General features: G+C 37.6%; 15 protein-coding genes and 1 riboswitch. Of the genes, 11 read left to right on the top strand and 4 right to left on the bottom strand.

Annotated elements, in window-relative coordinates; all coding sequences use genetic code 11:
• The first annotated feature begins 341 nt into the window (after positions 1-341).
• The 4 genes from SJW71_RS23240 (at position 342) to SJW71_RS23225 (ending at position 5,952) form a co-directional block, all read left to right on the top strand.
• Entirely contained in the window at positions 342-917 is a 576-nt protein-coding gene (locus SJW71_RS23240; protein ID WP_431811619.1) for a hypothetical protein, read from the top strand.
• 12 nt (positions 918-929) lie between these two features.
• A complete protein-coding gene (locus SJW71_RS23235) occupies positions 930-1,085 on the top strand; it encodes a hypothetical protein (protein WP_274795253.1) in 156 nt (51 codons plus the stop codon).
• Between the two features lie 52 nt (positions 1,086-1,137).
• Entirely contained in the window at positions 1,138-1,317 is a 180-nt protein-coding gene (locus tag SJW71_RS23230; protein WP_431811618.1) for a hypothetical protein, read from the top strand.
• A gap of 273 nt (positions 1,318-1,590) precedes the next feature.
• The gene (locus tag SJW71_RS23225) at positions 1,591-5,952 is read left to right on the top strand and encodes an S-layer homology domain-containing protein (protein WP_431811617.1); all 4,362 of its coding nucleotides are present in this window, start codon (positions 1,591-1,593) and stop codon (positions 5,950-5,952) included.
• A 412-nt stretch (positions 5,953-6,364) separates the two neighbouring features.
• Here the strand turns inward: SJW71_RS23225 and SJW71_RS23220 are convergent, their stop codons facing one another.
• The gene (locus SJW71_RS23220; RefSeq protein ID WP_431811616.1) at positions 6,365-7,648 is read right to left on the bottom strand and encodes a hypothetical protein; all 1,284 of its coding nucleotides are present in this window, start codon (positions 7,646-7,648) and stop codon (positions 6,365-6,367) included.
• 867 nt (positions 7,649-8,515) lie between these two features.
• On the opposite strand from SJW71_RS23220, the gene SJW71_RS23215 reads away from it, so the two are divergent.
• Positions 8,516-9,271 (top strand): peptidoglycan recognition protein family protein, encoded by a 756-nt coding sequence (locus tag SJW71_RS23215; protein WP_431811615.1) that lies wholly within the window; start codon positions 8,516-8,518, stop codon positions 9,269-9,271.
• A gap of 271 nt (positions 9,272-9,542) precedes the next feature.
• The gene (locus tag SJW71_RS23210) at positions 9,543-9,713 is read left to right on the top strand and encodes a hypothetical protein (protein ID WP_431811614.1); all 171 of its coding nucleotides are present in this window, start codon (positions 9,543-9,545) and stop codon (positions 9,711-9,713) included.
• A gap of 224 nt (positions 9,714-9,937) precedes the next feature.
• Here the strand turns inward: SJW71_RS23210 and SJW71_RS23205 are convergent, their stop codons facing one another.
• On the bottom strand, positions 9,938-11,569 hold the full coding sequence (locus tag SJW71_RS23205; RefSeq protein WP_431811613.1) for an S-layer protein: 1,632 nt from the start codon (positions 11,567-11,569) through the stop codon (positions 9,938-9,940).
• A 253-nt stretch (positions 11,570-11,822) separates the two neighbouring features.
• Here SJW71_RS23205 and SJW71_RS23200 point away from each other — a divergent pair, with 253 nt between their 5' ends.
• The 3 genes from SJW71_RS23200 (at position 11,823) to thiC (ending at position 17,072) form a co-directional block, all read left to right on the top strand.
• The gene (locus SJW71_RS23200) at positions 11,823-13,925 is read left to right on the top strand and encodes a methyl-accepting chemotaxis protein (protein WP_274795260.1); all 2,103 of its coding nucleotides are present in this window, start codon (positions 11,823-11,825) and stop codon (positions 13,923-13,925) included.
• A 105-nt stretch (positions 13,926-14,030) separates the two neighbouring features.
• Positions 14,031-14,960: an AEC family transporter gene (locus SJW71_RS23195; RefSeq protein ID WP_274795261.1), complete on the top strand. Its 930-nt coding sequence runs from the start codon at positions 14,031-14,033 to the stop codon at positions 14,958-14,960.
• Positions 14,961-15,038: 78 nt separating this feature from the next.
• Positions 15,039-15,153: riboswitch (TPP riboswitch) on the top strand.
• 140 nt (positions 15,154-15,293) lie between these two features.
• Positions 15,294-17,072, top strand: a complete 1,779-nt coding sequence (gene thiC / locus SJW71_RS23190; RefSeq protein ID WP_431811612.1) for a phosphomethylpyrimidine synthase ThiC — start codon at positions 15,294-15,296, stop codon at positions 17,070-17,072.
• 119 nt (positions 17,073-17,191) lie between these two features.
• Here thiC and SJW71_RS23185 read toward each other — a convergent pair whose 3' ends face one another.
• Both SJW71_RS23185 and SJW71_RS23180 read right to left on the bottom strand, forming a co-directional pair.
• Positions 17,192-18,697: a catalase gene (locus SJW71_RS23185; RefSeq protein WP_274795263.1), complete on the bottom strand. Its 1,506-nt coding sequence runs from the start codon at positions 18,695-18,697 to the stop codon at positions 17,192-17,194.
• Positions 18,698-18,981: 284 nt separating this feature from the next.
• Positions 18,982-20,436, bottom strand: a complete 1,455-nt coding sequence (locus tag SJW71_RS23180) for a helix-turn-helix domain-containing protein (RefSeq protein ID WP_274795264.1) — start codon at positions 20,434-20,436, stop codon at positions 18,982-18,984.
• Positions 20,437-20,835: 399 nt separating this feature from the next.
• Here SJW71_RS23180 and hutH point away from each other — a divergent pair, with 399 nt between their 5' ends.
• Complete coding sequence (gene hutH / locus SJW71_RS23175) at positions 20,836-22,350, top strand: histidine ammonia-lyase (RefSeq protein ID WP_274795265.1); 1,515 nt, start codon at positions 20,836-20,838, stop codon at positions 22,348-22,350.
• Positions 22,351-22,420: 70 nt separating this feature from the next.
• The gene (locus tag SJW71_RS23170) at positions 22,421-23,749 is read left to right on the top strand and encodes a YjiH family protein (RefSeq protein WP_274795266.1); all 1,329 of its coding nucleotides are present in this window, start codon (positions 22,421-22,423) and stop codon (positions 23,747-23,749) included.
• The last annotated feature ends 4 nt before the right edge of the window (positions 23,750-23,753 follow it).

The raw sequence follows: 23,753 nt of genomic DNA, 5'->3' as shown, positions 1-23,753 counted from the left end.
AAAAACTTATAACAAATGGGCTTACATCTCTAATTTTTGGGGTAATTGATTAATGCAAACATCATTTGGGCAAGCTACTCTTAAGTCATCCGCCAAATGACTTCTCAACCATGTTCAAATGATATGTAACTCGGGTCACATCTCTCGATCGACTTGACAAGACGTAAGGTTATCCCCCTTTCCCTTATGACACCCAAGTACGACTAGATGTATGCCTATATATCGTGAAAGCCAAGAGAGCACCGATGCTCCTTGGCTTTTTTATGTTTTCGTGAATGTTGCTTGCCGGAATGGGTGCATTGATCACAAATGGTGTTAATCTGCTCTGAGAGTGTGTGGAGGTGATCCAAACGAGTCAGGAACCGCTCAAAGGAAACAAGGAAGTGATCCAAATAAAGCAGCTCCCGCTCATAAGTCGTTTGAAGGTGATCATAAAAGGGAAGCCCCCGCTCCAAAAAGGTGAGAAAGTGATCATAAAAGGGATGTCTCCGCTCCAAAGTGGAGAGAAGGTGATCATAAAAGGGATGTCTCCGCTCCAAAGTGGAGAGAAGGTGATCATAAAAGGTATGCCTCCGCTCCAAAAGGACGTGAAGGTGATCATAAAAGGTATGCCTCCGCTCCAAAGTGGAGAGAAGGTGATCATAAAAGGTATGCCCCCGCTCCAAAGTGGAGAGAAGGTGATCATAAAAGGGATGTCTCCGCTCCAAAGCGGAGAGAAGGTGATCATAAAAGGGAAGCCCCCGCTCCAAAAGGACGTGAAGGTGATCATAAAAGGTATGCCTCCGCTCCAAAGTGGAGAGAAGGTGATCATAAAAGGTATGCCCCCGCTCCAAAGTGGAGAGAAGGTGATCATAAAAGGGATGTCTCCGCTCCAAAGCGGAGAGAAGGTGATCATAAAAGGGAAGCCCCCGCTCTAAAGCGGAGAGAAAGTGATCATAAAATGGGAATCCCCGCTCATAAGTCGTGAGAAGGTGATCTTAGAAGGGATACCTCCGCTCCAAAGTGAAAAGAAGGTGATCATAAAAGGGATGCCGCCGCTCCAAAAAGGTGAGAAGGAGATCATAGAATGGATGCCCTCGCTCTAAAGTGGAAAGAAGGTGATCATAAAAGGTATGCCTCCGCTCCAAAGTGGAGAAGGTGATCATAAAATTGATGCTCCCGCTCCAAAGTGGAGAGAAGGAGATCATAAAATGGATGCCCCCGCTCCAAAGTGTAAAGAAGGTGATCGTAAAATGGATGCCTCCGCTCCAAAAAGGTGAGAAAGTGATCATAAAAGGTATGCCTCCGCTCCAAAGTAGAGAGAAGGTGATCCTATAAAGGGAGAATCCGCTCAAAGGAAACGAGAAAATGATCCAAACAAACCTCCCCTCCTTTGAAAAGGTGAGAAGCTTAACAGAAGCGTAAGACTCCCCCGAAAAGTAACATGAAATCGAAAAGAGAACCCCTTCAAAAACTCATATGATTATGAAGAAATTTACCTAACTATTTTCGATTTATCTATGAAGGTTCACTAGCTTTTGGTCGATATAAAGAGTATGAGGAAAATGATAATTGTACGTATCAAAATACATAAGTGAAAGGAAGAGTGGAATGGATAAATCTAAAATCCAAAAAGTAAATAAAGCCTTGATTGCAACAGTATTTGCTTCAAGTGGGATTGCTGTTGTAGTGCCTTCACCACAAAAAGCGGTAGCGGCTACTTCTCCCTTTACGGATATTAACCAATACTCGGATAATTATAATGAAATATTAAAAGCTTATTCTCAAGGTATAATGAGCGGTTTTTCGGATAACACTTTCCGCCCAAATGTAAGTGTAACTCGTGGAGAGGCAGCGAAAATGCTGGCTACAGCGTTAAAATTGGATACGAAAAATATCCAAGATCCTTACTATAAGGATGTACCGAAGGGCAATCAGTATTATAAATATGTAGCGGCATTACAAAATGTTGGCATTATGTCTGGTTATTCAAATGGCACATTTATGCCAAATGAAGTGCTTACTAGAGGCGAATTAGCCAAAATGGTTGTAGTTGGATTCCATCTAGAGGTTTCTCCTACATACAATAATATTTTCAAAGATGTGAATAGCCAAACAAGCAATGCTATCTATATTCAAACTTTAATCGATTTGAATATTACGAAAGGCACAACGCCTGTTACATTTTCTCCATTTGATCCTGTAACGCGCGGACAGTTTGCTTCATTTGTTGTAGGTTCACAAGAGAAGAAGGATAATGAAACATCGTACAAAATTACAAATGTTGATGATGACGCTGTTTACATAAATGGGAAATCTTATTCGATTCCGGAAAGTTTATCCCATATCTTTAATGACTATAATGCACCTGTATTAAAGGGTGCCTTTATTGAGGGGGATCTTTCGGGGAAAAGTATTCGCTCCATCTCAAAATTAACGATTAATGCAAGTGGTACAAGTTCAAGCTTCCTTGATTTCGATGGTGATTATGGATCATTAGGCGCAACGATTGTTGTAAATGGTAATTATATTGAGTTCTCAAATATGACGATGACAGGAACAATGTTTGTCAACGAAACCGTTCGTCCACCGTTGCATTTAGGGGCTACACACAATCAGCCATTAGCTCTTGGACGCGTGGCAAGCAACAATATCTCATTTATTAATTGGTCAAATCCAGATAATAACAAAGGTGAAGATTCGCCAAATAACAATTCAAATGATCTTCAAAATTGGACAAACCCAAAACCTGATAAAGATAAGCCATTCGTCAACTGGTCTAAAGAAAAGCAGGAAATGAAAAACGTTGAAAAACATCTTGAATTCTATAACAGTAGCGTTTCTCGATTAGTTGTATCGCAAACAGGTACAAAGATTGAAACGAATACAAAACTCCCTCGTGTAGACATCATTGGAAATGTAAGAGAGTTTGAAATTCAAGGTGATATCGGCACGTTAAATCTGAATACAGAAACGAAGCTTACAATCTACGGTTCAGGAAATATAGATTGGATTAATTACAATAGCTACACAGATCTTGAGCTATATATTGATGGTCGTATCGGCACATTATTTGTAGATAACTCATATGGAAAAATTGATATTGGCGACTATACGTATATCGATAAAGTCATCTTACCTAAAGATGGATCACCAAATAATATCTTCGATGATTTCCTGGATGATAAAGATAATATCGGCAATATTACTGATCCAGATGGTAAACCAATTGATAAAGACGAAAACGAGAATCAGGTTCCAGGTGATAAAACAAAACCGATTGTTAGTATAACGAATGTCAAAGTACTAAGTGGTAGCGAGATTCAAGCAGACTTCACATCAGATGAGGTTGGTACGTACTACTATATTGTGCGTGAAAAAGGTGAAGAGGCACCAAATAAAAGTGAAATGGTCAACCGACTCTCCAATAAGAACGTGGCACATGGTACGGGGGCAGCTATCAAAGGAACAAACTCAATTAAGGTTTCTAATTTAGGTGAGAAAAAAGAATATGTCATTTATATTATGGTAGTGGATGGCTCGAAAAATGCTTCGGATACTGTGTCACAATCGTTCCAAATGAAAGATGGAACTCCTCCAGTAGTCAAATCCCTACAAGTTACTCCTTTACATGGAGGCACTCGAGCTGAATTTACTTTTGCAGCTAGTGAACCAGGAGATTATTACTACTATGTACGTAAGAAAACAACGACAGCTGACCCAACTACAGTGGATATTATTGCTAACCATACAGGAAAAGGTGAAGCAAAGGCTGGTGAGCTTGGTATAAAAGGACTGTTAACAGGTTTAGAAGCAGAAACAGAGTATCAGCTTTATGTTGTGATGAAGGATAATTCAGGTAACTTCTCGGTTGATCCTGCTGTGGTGAAGGAATTTAAAACGAGTGAGCTTGATAATATTAATCCTTATGTTGAACAAGGAAAATTAGTAAGGAAAAGCAATAATCAGTTTGAACTTACTGTGAGTGAAGCATTAGATCCAGTGAGTGCTAAAGATGTAAATAATTATTTATTAACAGGGACAGTTATTGTCAATGTATCAGGAGAAAGAGGTATTAAACCATCTGCTGTAGAGTATAAACCAGGGGATAAGAAAGTACTATTAACCATCCCATCTGATACAGGGTTCGTTAATGGTGATACATTACGCGTTACAGTATTACCAGGTGTTAAAGATTTAGCAGATAATGCGTTTGAAAATACGAGCACAGTGAAGCCAGGTAACCCTGTTCGTAACTATGCTGAATATAGACATGAAGATACTGTAATGCCAGTTATAACAATTGAAAATACAGTTAATAAAGCAGATGAATCTGATGGTTTCCGACGAGCAGAAATCGAATTTAAGCCAAATAAGGCCGGGACGTATTATTATATGATACTACCAAATACAGTAGTAGATAATGGCGAAACGAAGACCTTCCAACAGTATTTATCAGATCATAAAATTACAGAACGTGATTTTATTAATGAATTTGCAGGTGATTCTAATCAATCTGGTTATTTCCAAATTGGTGGGAAGGATATTTATATTCAACGCGGTTCAGGTACAGCAGATTTAGAAACAGAAACACAAAAATTCCCTGTCTCTATTGAACAAAGTAAACTTGATCCCTTTAATAGCTATTCCGTTTACATGGTGTTAAGGGATCGTGGTGGAGAACTTTCTAAAATTGCAGGTCCTAAGACGGTATTTGAAGATACTAAGGCCCCATTAATTCGTAATTTAGAAATTAAACCAAAAGAAAATGATGATAAAAAAGCAACGATTAGCTTTGAAACAAATGAAACTGCAAAAGTTCATTACTGGTTTGTTGAAAAAAGAATTAAAGATAAGGATGGCAATTTAATCGATAATCCTGATGCTAATTTAACTGCACCAGCAGATGAAAAATATTTAGAAACAAAGCTTAAAAATAGCCCTTCCGTAGAAAAGATAGGAAAAGGCCTTTCAGGAACAGTAGATGCGACAGGTGTAACTCTAAAGCCACATACTGAATATATCGTGTATGTTGGAGCAGAGGATACTCCTGGTAACTTTACGATATATAAAGCTAATGATCCATACAATGATCACGATAGAACACCAATAGGATTGATGAAACAAGATTTCTACTCTGATGGGACACCACCAAGCATAGGCATGGTTTCTCCATTGGACAACAAAAATTACCCAGGGCTTATTTATCGTAATAGCGATGATACATTTACCATTACTTTTAGTGAAACAATTATGCGTAATGAAAATGGTAAGTCTACACTTGTGAGTACAGGTGATACTGTTGTTGTTAACTTAGCAGATATTATGAAGATTACGACAAAAGACGCTAATGGGAATGAGGTTGATGTGACAGCTAAATACGAGCCTGTTACTTATACTACTGGAACAGATACAACGAAAGCTAGTAAGCTCATTATTAAGCCAAAGACATCCAATGACGCAAATCAAACAATAACAGTTACAATGAAAGAGGATACTCGCGACTTTGTGATTCCTGGTTATGAAGGACATAAGTTCGTTAATACGGGTCAATATTTATACAGAACATTGGATGCGAAGTTTATGGAAATAAAACTTGGCTACTTGAATACCGCGGGTGACGATAGAAAAGTTCAAGCGACATTTGATTTACTAGGATCTGCTCAACAATTCTACGAAAATGGCGAATCACTGAAGTACTATTATTTATCAGATCCTGCAGGAACAAATGAAACAGTTATTGCAAATAGAACACCTTCACAAGTAATTCAAGCGGTTGTGCATGGTACAGACAGTTCATTAGCAAAGGGCACAGGAACAGTTGCTACTAACGTTGCTCGTGTTACAAAAGAGCTAACACATCCAGCTAAGTTCTTCAACGGTGACTGGATGACAATCGTATTAGAAGATAAGTATGGTAATTTCCATAAGTTCTCCGCGAAAGTCGGTTATAAAGACCCTTCAATTCAATAATTATAAAAAACCAAGTAGATTTATATAATCTACTTGGTTTCATTTTGCAAACATAGCCTTCCCCATCGAACTTCACACAATTAGTATATTAATGAGAGTGTAGTGTTTCATGCATTTTTGACTGTTGGTCAGCTCCGACTGGCATCTCTGTCGGTTCTTTATATCTAGTTTTGACGAGGAGATGAAGATTATGCTATCCTTCCTAAGTTCAGAGAATCAAGCTATTTTTTTAGTAGCGCATTGTCAGTCTTCAAAATGGAGATTGTCTGCTACAAGATGATTGAACCAATCGGGTTTTCCTCATAAATCAAATATATTTTTAAACATTATGCGATAGAAGGCATTAGCTCATATTCTAAAAAAGGAAGTACTAAAGAAGCCAACATAGAAGTCAACTTATACCTTGAAAAAGTTAATTTCTTATAAACCAGAACATCCCAGGAGTAGTCGTTTGGATAATATGGCGATTACCACTAACGGTAAAGTCGGCTGGAACTTGCTCACCAAAACCATCTGAGCGATAGAAGGATGAATTAGCTGGTAAGCCTTCCAAAATTATTTCCATATTAGCATCGAATATCACAGGTACCTTGTTTAATGTAGCTGTAAGTGTAATGCGATTTCCTCTTTTTGTAACTTGAATGTCCATCACGCCTTCATCCTCATTCACTAGCGTATAGAGTGGAGGAATGATGATCGTCATTTTATCTTTTGTCGTGAGAATAAAGCGTTCTGTATCAATCTCTGTCTCAGCAACATTAATTTTGGCTTTATAGGTATTTTTGTTTTTTGTCATAGCTGTAGTTTTACCTGGAGCAGCTGCGACATCAGAGAGAACGGGTTTTTTAGGTACGTTGTCTTTTGTAGGGAGTGTATATTTACCTTGTACAAAATCAACTAAAGTCCAGACATTCGGCACTAGTTCCTGTTGTACAGGTGTTAACGCTTCAAAGGCTGTTTTAACTTCCTGAACATCATGAACCGTGGATGTTTTCGGCGATAGGGAAGCAATGGCATTTTCAACTTCCTTTGCAGCTATTTTATCCTTCGCCACAAGCAGTTCAGCATCAAGTAACTTCTGCTCGATCCCTACAGGTAAAGAAACATTGGTAAATCTCCGCAATGCATTAAGCTCCGCCCTGGCATCGGCCACCTCTTTATGGAACGTCAGGCGAGATGAATTAAGTAGTTGAATTTTATTGACCACTTTATCAACAGATGTATTTGGTGTGATATAGGACGTTAATATTTTTTGCGCAGAGGCACTTACATAAGACTTTTGCGCAGCGTTTAATGTATTATACCAATCGCGTGTTTCAAGGACATTTTGATAATAATGAACAGATGATGATTCTACAGAATTTAGCTTTTCTTCAATTTGAGCAGCTAGTTTACGGTAAGCCACTCTCGTTTGTTGATGTGCTGATAAGGTTGAATAGTTCGTCACATATTGTTTTTCAACTTCCGTCAACGCATTATATGCTTTAAGAGCTGCCTCTAAATTTGGTTGGAAGGTAGCAGTTGTATTGTTTATGTTGTTAATTAGTTGTATAACATTCGAGACGTTAGCATTGTAGTTGTATACATAGGCAGTTCTTGAATGGTCAGTCAAATTAGCTGCCGATGCTGGCGCACTGTAAAGTAGTGAAGGAACGGCCACTAAAGTCAGCAAGGCCAATCTTTTTTTGTTTTTCATCTTGGAGAATCCTCCTATTTTAATTGTTATTGTATGTGGAACTATAACCCAACTAATATCTGGTATTATACTAATTTTATCATAGCCTAGGATTTTTTTATGCATTTTTTGGATGAATAGGTATATTGGTTATAAATTTAATTTAAGAATGGCATAACTTCAGTACCTATAAAGGAAATCAGACTGATTAAGATAATAGAAATATAGTGAAAAAACAGGTGATGTAAGGTTAATACATTGCCTTTTTTTTTATGTAGTAGAAACCTGTGTATCCAAAGGCACAATGAATAAATTTGAAGCAAACCTTGCTACAGACATCAACAATGATCTTCATACCAAAATAACTTTAACATGTGCACAACTTGTAGTGATGGTGATCCTTATTTAACGTGGTCTTCTATATGGAATGACAAAATTAAGCTTCCTAGCTGGCAAAGCAGCTCAATGGGCTTAAAAAGGATTTTGGGAAGCTGCAAATTGAATAGTGAAGGGAGACAATTGCGTAACCTTAGTCTTCTCTTCTACGAATCGACGGATAAAACAATCAAAGTAGCGGATAGAATGATCGAATTAATGGATAAATCAAAAAAACTGATGGATAACCCTAAAATGCACTCAAGTGAACATCTAATGTCCAGAAATTGTTGAGAATGGTGTTATAAATTTATAGTGTTATTTTTGTGAGGATCACACGTGCAATTATCAAAAGTGACTAGGCATCTTATTGCCTGGTCGTTTTTTATTTTTAGCACAATTTGTTCAGAAACTGTTCAGTTTATTAACGTAAGCTAGAAGCTATAAAAGAAGAGTGACTATAGGAATCACAATAGTTTGGCAGGTAATGAACAAAAAGGATGGTACATCATAATGGTAGTATGGCGTCAGTATTTAGTTCCAGAAACACAGGCAGCTAAAGTGACTTATGGAAAACAAAATACAAAAAAATATATTATTATTCATGAAACGGATAATGAGAAATCCGGGGCAGATGCGGATGCCTACGCCCGTTTACAATATAATGGTCATTATAGGGAAGCTAGCTGGCACTTAACGGTGGACGATAAAGAAGCGGTTCAGTCATTTGCGTTTGAATATGCATGTGTGGGGGCAGGATCAGCTAAAGGCAATTTACAAAGTATCCAAATAAACATTTGTGTCAATTCAGACGGAGATTATTTACAGGCTGTAAATAATACAGCTGATATCGTTGCAAGGATCATGAAAGAGGAGAACATTGCAATTAACAACGTAGTTCAGCATCATTATTTCAACAGCAAAAATTGCCCTAGAAAAATGCGCGAAGAGCGAGTAAAGTGGATGCAGTTTCTTTCAATGGTTAGAAATGCTTCGCACGGTACTGTGAGGAAGAGAAATTCCGTAAATGCTACTACGAAGTATTTTGTCGTAACAGGCCTATATGAAACTCAACAAGCTGCTGAAAATGCACATGATGTGTTAAAGTACCGGTTTGGCTGGGATGCCTATATTGAACAATTAAACGACAAATGGAGAATTAAGGCCGGAAAATTTATAAGCAAAACGGAAGCAAAAGTAGCGGAGAAGAAAATAAAAATCGCACAACTTTCAATGATAACAGAGGTAGTGGCTGACTTAACTGAGTGAAATTGGTTGTTCAGGAATTGTTCAGAACATTGTAGTAAGCTAATTTATGTAATCTTGTCAAATGTCTTAATCCTTAAACAACACAAGAAAGACTAGGCCCTTTTGGGAGCCTAGTCTTTTTTGGATTATCTTGCAGACAGAAAGAGAAGAGAGCATATGACTGAGAAAAAGACTAATTCTGATTTAGAAACAAACTACAGGCTAGAAGGGCGTGCAAATTTCAAGTCTATTACTGTTCGGGCTATAAACTGTTTATAGTAGATGTAGAACAGTGGCTTCTAACTTCAAGACATTGACGCCAATCGAACAAACAACATTGGATGAGCATGAAAACATTTTTCAAATGTATACTGGTGATTATTTAGGTTATTGTGATTTTTTATGGGCAGAAGGTGAAAGAGAACGCTTAAGACGTCTGTGTAGCACCATGCCCATCAGCTAAGTGAGTTTTACATAAAAAATGAAAATTATCTTGCCGCCTTAAAGGTGCAGGAAAAAGTTCAATCATTGTTTTCTGATGCCGAGGAAAACTACTTCACCTTGATGAAGCTATATGATCTTCTAAATAACGCAGCTGCTGTTAAGGAGCAATATTGGCTATTATAACATTGGAAAGGACTCTGCGTAGCGCAGATTCCAATTTTTATTTCCAAGATGTTCCGATTATTAGTATGCTGTTTTATATTGTCCTCTATAAACAGAGATTGCACGGTCTAAATAATCAACTGAACTTGAAACATCATATTGTGATGAATTGCTATTAGATATAATTCTTTCAGCATATGAAATAGCTGAGTAGAGCTCATCCCATTCTCTTTGAGTTGTATAAAGAGTACCCGCTGTCAAGCCAGCTCCATTTTCAGAGACAGTAACCCGTACACTATAAGCATAATTCACAAGTGATTGTAAATTAGTTTTATCGATATAATACCCGTTATTCCCATACTTATAAGCATTCTTATAAGTCCAAATAGCATTGTTTAAATTATTAATAGCATTAGCAATATCCGTTTGAGTAGCATAATAATTATTAACAACTGCTTGGGCTGATGAAACGGCAGATTCAATTGCGCTCAACTCAGCTTGCGTTGTCCAAGGAGTATTGTAAGAAACATCCGTGCCATTGTACCAAGAAACGGTTACATATTGGACAGAATAAATTAATGCTTGTAGAGAAGCTTTATCGCCATAGCCATATTTTGTTCCACTTTTTTGAACAGCTTGATAAACAGCTAAGGCATTTTTGTACTGAATAATGGCATTTTTCACTTGTTCTTGGGAAGCACTGTTGTTGTTTGCTACAGCTCTTGCGCTTGCTACTGCTGAATCAAAAGCGTTTCGCTCAGCCTGTGTTGTCCATTTGTCAGTTGATAAAATATCATAGCCATTTACAGATACGTGTACATACGGTGAGGATGCTAGTAGTGTATTAAGCTCTTTTTTATCAATAATTGGAAGAGTAACGGAAACGTTTTTATTGTCCACTTGTACATTCCCTACTTGATGTCCTGAGTCTAACGCTACTTTAGTACCACCTTTTACAACGATTTGATCAATTTTCCCTTCACCATAAAGGTTAAAATCTTTGTCAACATTAATTGTAAGCTTTTCTACATTAGACATCATATCAAAAATAGTAACTTTTCCTACTACATCCACTTTTGAAAGTGTTTGATCAGAAGATACATTAACTTTAGTACGAGCCAAATTAATGTCTGATGATTGCATATCAATTAAGGTTACGTATAACCAATTTACCTTTTTCGTGACATTTGGTTTTAGTGTAATTGTATCACCCACTTCGACATTATTGAGTGTAATAGCTTTTTTTACTCTGTTTGTAATGATCAACTGTCCATCAACATTAACATCTTGAACCTTTACATTGTCTGCATTTACAGTGAGATCTCCAGAAATTTCTGCTTCACCACCATCAAAATAAACAGATTTTTTGCTTGTTCCTGCTTTGTTTAATGTTAATGCCGTAACGTCCGTAATTTGGCCATTTTTTACAACAATAGTAGCTTGGGCATTCGTTAAAGCTGTTTTGTTAGAGGTATGAAAAAGAGACTTTAATTCTTTATGGACTCTGAATGTACCGTTCGATGTGATGACCGTATCTTTTGTAAGATTTCGGATAGATACAGATTCACCAATGGCCTTTTTTGTTGCTGCTACTTGAGTTTCATAGGAAATTACTTGATTTAATGATGTAGCGGCACTTACAGAGGACACAGGTATTACTAGCGTAGCTGTAATTGCCGTGGCCATTAATGTTGCTAGAGCTTTATTTTTCATGCAAGTCACTCCAATCACTTTACTTACTAGATAATATATCATAATTTTCTAAAATTTAGAATTGCAAGTGGGTATTATACTATGAAGCTCTATTCAAATAAGTCATAAGTCCTTTCCTTTGTAAAATGAGTTATTGGCGAAATATCGGTATTTCTCTCTATTATTATGTAAAATTTCTACTTTATTCGATAAATATTTTATTGTGATACGATCTTCCATCCTTTATCATTATTATAAAAAAGGGGTGTTAGTGGTGAAAAAATCGAGGGGTATTGCATTAAAACTATCTTCCTTAATTATAGGATTATTTTTAGTATTATTTTTATCCTATACAGTGACCACGGGCATTATTATAAAAAAACAAAGTGTTGAAGACGCAGAGCATGGAACATTGCAAACGGCTGAATCTTCAGCAGCTATTATGAGTGAGCGTTTTAAGAAAGCCAATACAACATTACATACGACAAAGCGCATTATTGAAAGCATGGAGAAAAATAATACATTATCAGCTCAGGGCATCCTAGACATGATGAAAAGTAATTTAGCTAATAACGATGATTTACTTGGGGTTGGAGCTGTCTTTGAGCAAAATTCTATTATGCTGAAGCCGAATGATGAAGCTACTTTAGTGGATTCCAAAAATCGATTTGGCCCTTATTTAAGTAAAAATGGTAATGACATTACGACAGCTCTTATTGAAGGTGTCGATGATAAAAGTGTTTCTGAATGGTATTGGATACCAAAAGAAGAGGGACGCGCAGTTTTGACTGAACCGTATGATTATAATGTAAACGGACAAACCGTTTTAATGACAACCATTTCGGTGCCATTAGTCAATGCTTCTGGTTCATTCTTTGGTGTACTGACAGCAGATGTTTCTATAGATTTTTTAAATGAACTAACAGAATCGGTTGCACCAGAAGGTGGTTACGCAGCCATTATTACGAATAAAGGTATACTGACAGCCAATAGCTTTGGTAAAGAGCTAGATGGTCGCAATATGCAAGAGGATCCGACTTGGAAAAGTATAAGTAAGACAATGGAAAATGGCGAGCTAACAAATATGTACATTGATTCTAATCAGCTAAAGGAAAGGGCTTATAATGTCTTTGCTCCAATGATATTAGAGGATATTGATGAAACATGGACAGTTCAAGTCGTGTTACCCGAATCAAAAATACTAGAGACATATAATCACGTATTCGTATTTACGATTATTGCCTCCATTATTATGGTAATTTTAATGACAGCTGCAAGTGTGTTATTCATCTATAAACAGCTAAAGCCACTCAAGTTTTTACGTACATCTATCGAAACGGCAGCAGAGGGAGATTTAACCCAAAAGGTGGATGAGAAGTATATTAAGGCTGATGAAATTGGGGCAGTTGCATTAGCTTACAATAATATGCTAGATAAAACCAATGGTGCGATTCAAACCGTATTGAACTCTACTACATTATTAAACCAATCGTCCAATCAAGTACATGAGGCCTTTAATGAAATTGTAGCGTCTAGTCAAGAGGTGTCTGTTGCCATCAATGAAATTGCACAAGGCGCATCGAAGCAATCTGAGGATACGGAAGAAACGAATTATCGAATCATGGATTTATCTGAACAGATTGATGCCATTACAGCTCTTTCTAATGAAATGGATGAACTCTCTCATAAAACGAACGAAACAACAGAAAAGGGATTGTACGAGGTTGAAAGCTTACGTGAACGTAATATAGAGACAAATGAGATGAACGGTCGTATTCAACAACAAATCGAATCATTAGCCTCTCACATTGCGAATATTAATCATATCATTGCTTCGATCCAAAGCATTACTGAGCAAACTAATCTATTAGCTTTAAATGCAAGTATTGAGGCAGCACGTGCTGGTGAACATGGTAAAGGATTTGCTGTCGTTGCAGAGGAAGTAAGAAAGTTAGCCGAGCAATCTAAAAGTGAAACAGAAATTATTAAGAATACAGTAGAAAGCATCCTTGAAAATTCACAGCAAACAGTTGCTGTCATTGCATCTAATGCGGATTTAATGCAATCTCAAAATGAATCCGTACAAAGTACACAACTGGCATTTAAAGATAACAGTGATTTGTCACGTTCAATTGCAGCCTCTATTAGTGAATTAATGAGTAAGCTATCGAGTATGTTAGAGCATAAAAATCAAGCGATTATGGCCATCCAAAGCATATCAGCAATTTCAGAGGAAACGGCTGCCTCAGCTGAACAAGTAAGTGCATCTGCAATGGATCAACAAGCAGAGTTACAAAAAGTAGCCGAGTCTATACAAAATATGAACGATATTTCCAATGAACTGCAAGAAGTCGTGAATCGTTTTAAATTAGCGTAAAATGAAGGGCTGCCTAAACAAATAGGCAGTCTTTTTTTATTGGAAGAGACATTGACCTAGTAGAAATTCGGCACTACTATAAAAGAAGGGAAGGGGGTCATCGAAATGATGTATCTCGGAATGATTTTCTTTCAAATTGTTGCACCTATTTTAGTGTTACTTATAGTAGGTGCTATCTTACAAAAGAGATTTCGCTTTAATTTAAAAGCGTTGTCTCAGCTTATTACATATTGCTTTATGCCAGCAGCTGTTTTTGTAAATTTATATGAGACGAGTGTAGAGCTGTCTGTACTGGCAGAGGTCGGATTGTTTATTGTGCTTTTTATTGGGAGCCAAATGCTACTCAGTCACCTTTTTGCGAAGTGGCTTGGTTTAGTTAAAACAGAGGCAGCAGTTTTTAAAAATAGTGTTGTGCTCATTAACTCTGGGAACTATGGCATTCCGGTAGCTCAAATGATTTTTGTAACACAACCTATTGGTGTAGCGATTCAGGTCATCCTTGTAATCTTTCAAAATATGACAACTTATACATATGGTTTGTATAATTTAATTTCCTCTACCAAATCAGGAATGACGATTATTAAAGATTTTTTTAAAATGCCCATCATTCATGCGTTGATTATTGGTGTAGCCATGAACTATTTTAATATCGGTATTCCACAGTTTATTAAAATACCAATAGACCATGTAGCAGATGGCTTTATTGCTGTGGCACTAATCACGTTAGGTGCGCAATTATCGCAGCTTGAAATCAAATCTATGTTTAATAAAACGGTTTTCGTCAGCTGCTTCACACGTTTAATTGTCGGACCAGCCGTAGCTTTAGCCATTATTTTTTTATTGGGGTTAGATGGAGTTGTCGCTCAATCACTATTTATAGCCAGTGCTTTCCCGACATCCCGCAATAGCTCTAGTCTAGCATTGGAATACGATGTGGAATCGGCAACAGCTGCCCAAACTGTTTTATTTTCAACTATTGTCAGCTGTATAACGGTAACAATAGTGATTTATCTTGCGGACGTATTATTTGCTTAATCGATAGAATATTAAAAAATAATGAATGGAAAACTTCCATCTCATAGTAATATCTGCTACACTAGCATCAAACTAAATAGTATTAACTAGGGGAGTCTGATGAGTCAGGCTGAGAGGGAAACGCTTAGAGGTTTCTTGACCCTTTGGACCTGATCTGGCTCATACCAGCGTGGGAAAGTTAAGAAACTATTGCATAGTATGTGTATGCAATTTCTACCTTTACATTCGTGGCCGGATCCAAATAATTATTTTGGATTCGGCCTTTATTTATTTGTTAGGGTGAGCTAGATCCGGTCCTTGTAACAAAAAACATTTAAGGGAGAGAAGTAGCTCATGTCAGCAATTAGTGAAAAGAACATTACGATTATGTCTAGCTTTGAAGGAAGCAAAAAGGTGTATGTTGAAGGTTCCCGTCCGGATATTTTAGTACCAATGCGAGAAATTGCATTAAGTCCGACAACAGGAAGCTTTGGAAATGAAGAAAACGCCCCTATTCGAGTATATGATACGAGTGGTCCCTATACAGATCCATCTTATCAAGTAGATATTACAAAAGGTTTACCTGCCTTACGAAGTGGATGGATTCAAGAGCGAGGAGATGTAGAAGCATATGAGGGCCGCTCTATAAAACCGGAGGATAATGGTTTTCATCGTGCAGATGATCCGCGTAATCATGAAAATGTCTTTCCTGAATTGGCAAGAAAGCCTTTACGAGCAAAAAAAGGGAGAAATGTAACGCAGCTGCATTATGCAAGACAGGGAATTATTACACCTGAAATGGAGTTTGTAGCTATACGTGAAAATATGGATCCAGAATTTGTCCGATCTGAAATTGCAGCTGGGCGCGCTATTATGCCTTCTAATATTAATCATCCAGAGGCGGAGCCAATGATCATCGGTCGTAACTTCCATGTGAAAATCAATGCCAATATTGGGAATTCCGCGGTATCGTCTTCTATAGCAGAAGAGGTTGAAAAAATGACATGGGCAACACGCTGGGGTGCTGATAATATTATGGATCTTTCAACAGGTAAGCATATTCATACAACGAGAGAATGGATTATTCGAAATGCAGCGGTACCAGTGGGAACAGTGCCAATTTATCAAGCATTGGAAAAGGTAAATGGCGTAGCAGAGGATTTAACGTGGGAAGTTTACCGTGATACGCTTATTGAGCAAGCCGAGCAGGGTGTAGATTATTTCACGATTCATGCAGGTGTACTATTACGCTATGTTCCCCTTACAGCTAATCGTGTAACGGGAATTGTATCTCGTGGTGGTTCTATTATGGCACAGTGGTGTTTATATCATCATCAAGAGAATTTCCTTTATACTCATTTTGAGGAAATCTGTGAAATTATGAAGACTTATGATGTTGCTTTTTCTTTAGGTGATGGCCTACGTCCAGGTTCAATTGCAGACGCCAATGATGAAGCCCAATTTGCAGAGCTTGAAACACTAGGTGAACTAACACAGATTGCGTGGAAACATGATGTTCAAGTGATGGTGGAGGGGCCAGGTCATGTACCGATGCATCTGATTAAAGAAAACATGGACAAGCAATTAGAAGTTTGTAAGGAGGCGCCTTTTTATACGTTAGGTCCACTTACAACGGATATTGCTCCAGGCTATGACCACATTACATCGGCTATTGGGGCAGCGATGATTGGCTGGTTTGGGACAGCAATGCTCTGCTATGTGACACCAAAGGAGCACCTTGGCTTACCTAATCGCGAGGATGTTCGAGTGGGAGTAATTACGTATAAAATAGCGGCACATGCGGCAGATCTAGCGAAGGGGCATCCTGGTGCACAACGCCGAGATGATGCACTATCAAAAGCACGTTTTGAATTCCGCTGGCGTGATCAATTCAATCTATCTCTCGATCCAGAAAGAGCGGTGGAGTATCATGATGAGACTCTGCCAGCAGAAGGAGCAAAAACAGCACACTTTTGCTCTATGTGTGGTCCTAAGTTCTGTAGTATGCGAATTTCACAAGATATTCGAAATTATGCTAAAGAAAAAGACTTGAATACGACAGAAGCGATCCATCGAGGTATGAAGGAAAAGGCAGAGGAATTTAAAAAAGCGGGTAGTCAGATTTATCAATAATGTAAAAAAGGCTTGTGTTGTAGTATCGACACAAGCCTTTTGTGATTAAAAAACTCCATGTGAGTGAAAAATTCACATGGAGTAAAAATTGGATTTGGATATCAATAATAAGTGGAATATTAAACGTTTGTTGGTTGTTTTACATATGGGTTTGTAAGATCCATACCTTCTAATGAAAGACCCATAGCTTTTGCTACACCTTCACCATATGCTGGATCTGCTAAATAGCAGTGAAGGATGTGACGGCGCTTGATGAATTCTTCAACAGAAGCCATATCATTTGCCGTATTTTCAAATAGACGTTGTTGCTCTTCTGCCGTCATAAGTCGGAATAGTTTACCTGGTTGTTCAAAGTAATTGTTGTCGTCTTCACGGAAGTCGTGAATACCTGCATGACCATCGATACGTAATTCAGGCTCTTTATAGTCTAAGTTATGCTCCCATTCACCATAGCTATTTGGTTCATAACCTAATGTTGAACCAAGGTTGCCATCAAAACGCATTGCACCATCACGGTGGAAAGTGCGGAATGGACATTTCGGTGCGTTAACAGGAAGCATATAGTGGTTAACACCGAGACGATAACGCTGTGCATCTGCATATGCAAAGATACGACCTTGTAACATTTTATCTGGTGAGAAGCTAATACCAGGAACAATATTAGACGGTGCAAATGCAGCTTGTTCAACTTCTGCAAAATAGTTGTCCGGGTTTTTGTTTAACTCAAACTCACCCACTGGAATTAATGGGAAGTCTTTTTTATACCATACCTTTGTTAAATCAAATGGGTTGTATGGTAGCTCGCGAGCTTGCTCCTCAGTCATTACCTGAATGTACATTTTCCATTTAGGGAAATCGCCTTTTTCGATTGCTTCATATAAATCACGTTGTGAAGATTCGCGGTCTTGACCAATGATGTCATTAGCCTCAGCGCCAGTTAAGTTTTTAATGCCTTGCTCTGTACGGAAGTGGAATTTAACCCAAACACGTTCATTATCAGCATTGATAAAGCTATACGTATGAGAACCAAAACCATGCATATTGCGGTAACCAGCTGGAATACCACGGTCAGACATTACGATTGTCACTTGGTGAAGTGCCTCTGGTAATGAAGTCCAGAAATCCCAGTTAGAATTAGCGTTTTTCATATTTGTACGTGGGTCACGTTTTACCACGTGGTTTAAATCTGTGAAGTGTAATGGGTCGCGGAAGAAGAATACAGGTGTATTGTTACCTACTAAATCCCAGTTACCTTCTTCTGTATAGAATTTAAGAGCAAAGCCACGGATATCGCGCTCAGCATCTGCCGCACCACGTTCACCTGCAACTGTAGAGAAACGTGCGAACATTTCTGTTTTTTTGCCAATCTCTGAGAAGATTTTAGCTTTTGTATATTGAGTAATATCATGCGTTACAGTAAAAGTACCAAATGCACCTGAACCTTTTGCGTGCATACGACGCTCAGGAATTACTTCACGGTTGAAATTTGCTAATTTTTCAACTAACCATACATCTTGAAGTAAAAGAGGGCCACGTGGACCTGCTGACATAGAGTCATGGTTACTTACTACTGGAGCGCCACCTGCTGTTGTAAAACGACGGCTACGATCATTTGCGTTTGTCATATTAGTTTACCTCCTGAAAAAAATGTGAGTCAAACTCTTCATCTATAACTATAACAAATATAAAATAGAATTGCTAGTACATTATAATAATTATCGTTAAAGAATTTATATATTTAAGTATAAACTATAAATATATGCGCTATACAGAAGTAATATACATAGTTTTTCACTTGAATTTTGCTTAGCTAATCTCAATTTGTAAAGTAATAAAGAGAAATGACTGCGTTAAAAATATCTTTATTGAAAATAAAGTGAGCTAATTGAAAACTATTTTAAACAAACTTTTATTTTTTTCTATATCGGTTTGGCGTAATACCAGTTTGTTGTTTAAAGATTTTAATGAAATAATTTGGATCATCGAATCCATTTAAATGAGCAATCTCACTAATTGCAAAATCTGTTTCTAGTAGCATTTTTGTAGCATGATGAATTCTAACTTGCTGTAAATAGCGCTTAAATGGCAGGCCTTGCTTCTTAGAGAAAATCGTACTTAAATAATTAGGACTAATTCCGAGCTTATGAGCAACAAAGGGTAGAGATAATGCACTATCTTTAAAGTGTTGATCAATTATTTCTAAAGCTAGTTCAACATAATCGGCTCTTTTCTCCATCCGGGCTTCTCTTGCTAACTCGATTAAAGTTTGTGTAAAAGAAATAATGCTGTTGAGAATAGTATAAAAAATAGGATGCTCGATAATGATGTGAAATAGCTGACGATAGTTTTGTTCAATAACAGCTTTTTCATGTAATTTATATTTCAACATAAAGCGCCGGATTTGTGCTAAGACACTTGTCAGATGAATACGTAAATCATCTTGTTCATAATAGATTCCCTCATTAGAAAGTCGATATAAAAAAGTTTTAACAGCCTCTAAGTTTCCATCTTCCAAACTACTTATTAATAATTGTTGCTCCTCTGGTGTTAGTAATGGATCAAAGGGCTGTGTTTCAAATTGTTTGCTGGCATAAAAAATATGACCAAAGCCTTCGTAAAAACTTTGATGTAGTGCACGCTTTGTTAATGCATACATATTTTTAATGGTTGTAGGTGTTCCATCATATATCCCGATATTTAAAGAACTATTACTAATCAAACGCCATTCCTTCATTAACGTTCGAACATCCTTCTCCACCATTTTTATATCGTCTGTGTCAAAAAGACATACGATTTTATTGGATAGAGGATATGTTTTCATATGGAAATGAATTGGAGTTTGTTGGAGCCAAGTGTAGAGCTTATTAAATGTCTCGTGATGCTCGGGTTCAATCATTGTAAAATGCAAAGTAGGTTCAATAGAGCTAGATTTGTTATCTAAAAATAATTGATAATAAAAGGAATCATTTGTCGCCTCTTGTGCATAATCTGTAATTTTTGGTGTGCGAAGAGAAATGGCAGCGAGTTTTTGCTTTAATAGTTCTAAGTCAATTGGTTTCACAAAAAGATGGGCAACCTGTAAATCAATTGCTTTTAATGCATTTTTAAATAGGGGTTCTGTCGTCATTGCTAGAATGGCACCGGATAGTTTTTGTAAATCTCGATAAAGAGCGTTTAAGCGATTATTAGGAAATAAATCGATATTTAAAAGAATCGCATCTGGTTCAAATTGTCGAATACTTTGAGTCACTTCTGAAATACTTGTACACATTTCAATAAAAACATCTCCAGGAAAATATGTATGTAAAAACCATTTTATGCCTGCTAATTCGGTTGGGTCACGATCAATTAATAACAGCTTCATACCATCAATCCTCCTTAAAATATTCTAGTTTCATATAAGATTACGATTATATTAATAAAAATAACATAAGAATCTGAAAAAAGTCTTGTTTTCTCTTTTAAAATTCTCTATATTCTGAAAAAGGTAGTTAGTACAATGTAAATAGAGTAATTGAACAACTATCAGCAACATCGATTTTTGCAATGAAAACGCTTAAAAGTGTTTTAATGCTGATGTTTTAACTATTACGATGAAATAAATCCCCCCAGTGGATTTCGCAGATTTTGAAGAGGAGCTTTTTGAGCAATTTCGAGAAAATCTGGACGCATTGTTTTTCTACGTAAAAGCTAAGCGTCAACGGCTATGATGCCGAGGCGTAATTGATTTACATAGTTACATAAGGGAATAGGAGGATGTCATGTGAATTCGATCATCGAGCTTGATGGCAATACATTAACAAGACAACAAATTGAGGAAATCGTAAAGGGGCAAGCAACTGTAGCACTTTCTGCAGATAGTTTAGAACGAATTCGTTTAAGTAGAGAGCGTATCGAAAAACGTTTAGCAGAAGGGCAAACGATTTATGGTGTAAATACAGGGTTTGGAAAACTCAGCAATATAAAAATTGAAGAAGAAGATATTGAATTATTACAGTTGAATTTACTACGTTCAGATGCAACGGGTGTTGGTGAACCATTCCCAACTGATGTTGTACGCGCAATGATGGTGTTACGTGCTAATGCATTGGCTAGAGGATTTTCTGGTATTCGTGAAGAAACCGTCCAGCTGTTATTAGATCTTATTAATAAAGGCGTGCATCCAATTGTTCCATCACAAGGTTCGGTAGGAGCAAGTGGTGATTTAGCGCCATTATCCCATTTGGCATTAGTACTAGTGGGTGAAGGTAAGGCAGAGTTCAACGGAGAAAAAATGAGTGGTAGCGAGGCGTTAAAGCAAGCTGGATTAACACCAGTTCGACTACAAGCGAAAGAGGGTCTGGCACTTGTTAACGGTACGCAAGCAATGACAGGTATTGGAGTTTTAACGGTCAATGAAGCTGAACGAATTGGACTTGCAGCAGATATGGCGGCTAGTTTGACGCTAGAAGCATTGAAGGGCATTACGTCAGCATTTGATCCAGCGCTATTAGCTGTAAGACCACATCCAGAATTAGAGCTGGTTGGTGGACGTATTCGTAAGTGGCTTGATGGTAGTAAACGTGTAACAAAGCAAGGGGAAATTCGCATGCAAGATGCGTATTCGCTACGCTGTATTCCGCAAGTACACGGTGCATCTTGGCAGTCATTTTTCTATGCAGAGAACCGCGTTCAAACGGAAATGAATGCTACGACAGATAATCCGATTGTATTAGAGAGTGGTGAAGTATTGTCGGGAGGTCATTTCCATGGTCAACCGATTGCTTTAGCAATGGACTTTTTGAAAATTGGTGTAAGTGAATGGGCTAATATTTCAGAACGTCGTACAGAACGTATGGTAAATCCACAGCTTAACGAAGGCTTACCGCCATTTTTAGCGACAAATCCTGGAATTGAATGTGGACTGATGATTGCACAATATACAGCGGCTTCCATTGTCTCAGAAAATAAAGTCTTGGCACATCCCTCTAGTGTGGATTCTATTCCGACATCAGGCAACCAAGAGGATCATGTGAGTATGGGCACAACTTCGGCTCGTCAAGTACGTCAAATTGTTCACAATGCGGCTCGTGTTATAGCAATAGAGTTGATTTGTGCATCACAGGCAATTCATTTAGATAAAGCGGAAGAGCAATTATCTCCAACAACTCGAAAGTATTTAGAAAAAGTGCGTGAATTCTGTCCACCATTATTAGCAGATCAACCAATCGGTGATGAAATTGAAGCATTGGCTAAGTATTTATTAGCAAGTGATGATCTAGTTAATGAGTATGTGTAAATTAATTGAATAAACTTGTTAGAAATTAAAGTTAAAAGCTCTTTCTAAATAATATCTGAGGGGGACTTGGATGGAATTTCAACAACAAGAGCTGAGGCAAGACTCGGTTTTCCGAGCTTCCTCCGCTTTGAAAATGATTATATGCAGTTTAGTCGGAATATTCAGTTTCTTTGTTTCGTTTGAATGGCAAGGCAAAGATACAATCTTAATCGATCATATTGTGAACTTTATCCGTGCAGAGGTACCACTATTGGTGACTGCATATGTTCTGATCATGCTCGTAGGGGGAGCATTACTTCCATTTTTAACTAAAAAATGGAATAACTCAATTGTTAGTATTGTGTTATCTATTTTTAAAGTGTGTGGAATGGTAGCAGGAATTTTATTAATTTTTAATTTAGCACCGGGATGGCTAGCGAACGAAAGTATTGGACCGTATTTGATGGAGAAGCTTATTAAGCCTGTAGGAGTACTGATTCCAATTGGTTCATTATTTCTAGCACTTCTTGTAAGCTATGGGCTACTTGAATACATTGGTGTGTTAACGCAACCGTTTATGAAGCCAATCTTTAAAACACCTGGACGGTCAGCAGTTGATGCTGTTGCCTCATTCGTGGGTAGTTATTCGGTTGGTTTACTTCTAACAAACCGTGTCTATATGGAAGGGCGTTATACAGCGAAAGAAGCTGCTATTATTGCGACCGGCTTCTCTACTGTATCGGCAACGTTTATGGTAGTCATTGCGAGTACGCTTGATATTATGCAGCATTGGAATGCATTCTTCTGGGTATCGCTCGTAGTAACATTTGTGGTCACGGCCATAACAGCTCGTATATATCCACTTCGTTCAATGAAGGATGAATATTACCAGGGTTCGACACCTATGCCCGAAAAGATCGTTAAGAAGGATCGTTTTAAGGAAGCTTGGCGACAAGCGATGGAGGCTGTAGAGCAAAACCCACCTTTATCCAAAATTTTATGGATGAATTTGAAGGATGGTTTCATTATGGCAATGGGTGTTATTCCTTCTATTCTATCAATAGGTTTACTTGGATTGGTTCTTGCGACGTACACGCCTATTTTTGATTGGTTAGCTTATATTTTTGTACCTTTCACTTACGTACTACAAATTCCAGAGCCATTTTTAGCAGCCAAGGCACTATCTTTATCGCTTGCAGAGGTATTTTTACCAGCACTTGTCGTGACACAAGCACCACTCGTAACAAAATTTATTGTAGCAGTAGTATCCATTTCGGCTATATTGTTCTTCTCAGCCGTTATTCCACTAATTTTATCATCTGAAATTCCATTGACGTTGCGTCAAATTTTACTGATTTGGTTTGAGCGTGTCGTATTAACTTTAATTATCGTAACACCTATAGCATTTTTACTATTTTAAAGGA

It is taken from the genome of Lysinibacillus sp. FW12 (assembly GCF_050817245.1).
Classification (GTDB): Bacteria; Bacillota; Bacilli; order Bacillales_A; family Planococcaceae; genus Lysinibacillus; species Lysinibacillus irui.
The sequence above is the reverse complement of the archived record's forward strand: the minus strand, read 5'-3'. Positions and strand labels throughout refer to the sequence as shown.

What these genes read in the sequence shown, in the direction of transcription:
- thiC (WP_431811612.1), top strand. Translation starts at nt 15,294, where the DNA reads ATGTCAGCAATTAGTGAAAAGAACATTACGATTATGTCTAGCTTTGAA.
- SJW71_RS23185 (WP_274795263.1), bottom strand. Translation starts at nt 18,697, where the DNA reads ATGACAAACGCAAATGATCGTAGCCGTCGTTTTACAACAGCAGGTGGC.
- SJW71_RS23170 (WP_274795266.1), top strand. Translation starts at nt 22,421, where the DNA reads ATGGAATTTCAACAACAAGAGCTGAGGCAAGACTCGGTTTTCCGAGCT.
- SJW71_RS23225 (WP_431811617.1), top strand. Translation starts at nt 1,591, where the DNA reads ATGGATAAATCTAAAATCCAAAAAGTAAATAAAGCCTTGATTGCAACA.
- SJW71_RS23195 (WP_274795261.1), top strand. Translation starts at nt 14,031, where the DNA reads ATGATGTATCTCGGAATGATTTTCTTTCAAATTGTTGCACCTATTTTA.
- SJW71_RS23180 (WP_274795264.1), bottom strand. Translation starts at nt 20,436, where the DNA reads ATGAAGCTGTTATTAATTGATCGTGACCCAACCGAATTAGCAGGCATA.
- SJW71_RS23205 (WP_431811613.1), bottom strand. Translation starts at nt 11,569, where the DNA reads ATGAAAAATAAAGCTCTAGCAACATTAATGGCCACGGCAATTACAGCT.
- SJW71_RS23220 (WP_431811616.1), bottom strand. Translation starts at nt 7,648, where the DNA reads ATGAAAAACAAAAAAAGATTGGCCTTGCTGACTTTAGTGGCCGTTCCT.
- SJW71_RS23215 (WP_431811615.1), top strand. Translation starts at nt 8,516, where the DNA reads ATGGTAGTATGGCGTCAGTATTTAGTTCCAGAAACACAGGCAGCTAAA.